This is a genomic window from Streptomyces chiangmaiensis, from assembly GCF_036281785.1.
In the GTDB taxonomy this organism is placed as follows: domain Bacteria; phylum Actinomycetota; class Actinomycetes; order Streptomycetales; family Streptomycetaceae; genus Streptomyces; species Streptomyces chiangmaiensis.
Genome location: NZ_JAYWVC010000633.1, coordinates 1 through 972, shown reverse-complemented (window position 1 = coordinate 972; position 972 = coordinate 1). Strand labels below are relative to the sequence as shown.

General features: G+C 66.6%; 1 protein-coding gene. It reads right to left on the bottom strand.

Annotated elements, in window-relative coordinates; translation table 11 throughout:
• Window positions 1-395: 395 nt before the first annotated feature.
• Window positions 396-929: a hypothetical protein gene (locus tag VXC91_RS46085; protein WP_329513284.1), complete on the bottom strand. Its 534-nt coding sequence runs from the start codon at window positions 927-929 to the stop codon at window positions 396-398.
• Between the last annotated feature and the right edge of the window lie 43 nt (window positions 930-972).

Sequence of the window (972 nt, the reverse complement as noted above, 5' to 3'; positions counted from 1 at the left end):
AGATGGACGAGACGGTGAGCAGTCTTTGCTGGACGGAGTGCGGGTACGGCATGACGACCCCCCAGCAGATCAATGGAGTTGCCGACAGAGTGGGCGCGATTCCCCGCCCGCTGCCAGGGGCCGACCGGCCCTTCGCCGGGACCTGCTCGGCCTGTCCCGCGCCAGCCTCAGAGCCGCACCGATACCTCGACGAGCAGCAGCCAAGTTCTCCGCATATGCGACCAGTTCATGCAGATGCTCTACGCTTGCGGCAAGGGCAGGTACAACGCAGCCGACCCCCCGAACTTCGACTGCCTGGCACACGCCAAGGTGCCCGCGGAGGTCGACAGGACTCCCGCGGAGAACGACACGGACCTCGCGGAGATCGCGTCCCTTCTGCATGTGTATGGGACGGACTACCAGCGGAGCATCGGCAGCGGATGGAGCGGGTGCCTTGTGATGCGCCGGATTGCCTCCCGCAGCAGGAAGCGATGGAACCCGTAGTACGGCAGTGCCGCGGTGATCTCGTCGATCTCCCGGCGTGCGAGACCGCTGCGGAGATGGCCCCGCGCGACGTCCATCCGGTCGGCCTGGCGAAAGGTCTCGACCAGCGGATCATACACGGGGCGCAGTTTATGGTGCAGTTCCACCATCTCGATGACCCGCGGCAGGTCTGCCACCTCGGCCTCGTCGGCGTGCTGCCGTGCCAGCTCCGCTGAGGGCGCCAGGTAGTCAAAAGTGTGTGCGGTCCAGATGCCCAGGTCGTGCACTGCCCAGGCGAGTGCCTGGTCGTTCGAGACCTCGCCGCGCCCGAGCAGTCGCCGCTGGTAGTTGAGGCCGCGGTAGACATGGTTGCGATAGGCGTCCAGGTCCGCGCCAATCTGCAGGCGGTAGTGCGCCAGCAGGGCTTCGACCACGGGATGCGACGTCACGACAGAGCCATCCGGCATGGCACGACCCTAACGCGGGACGCGAACCGAGCTGTCCTCGACC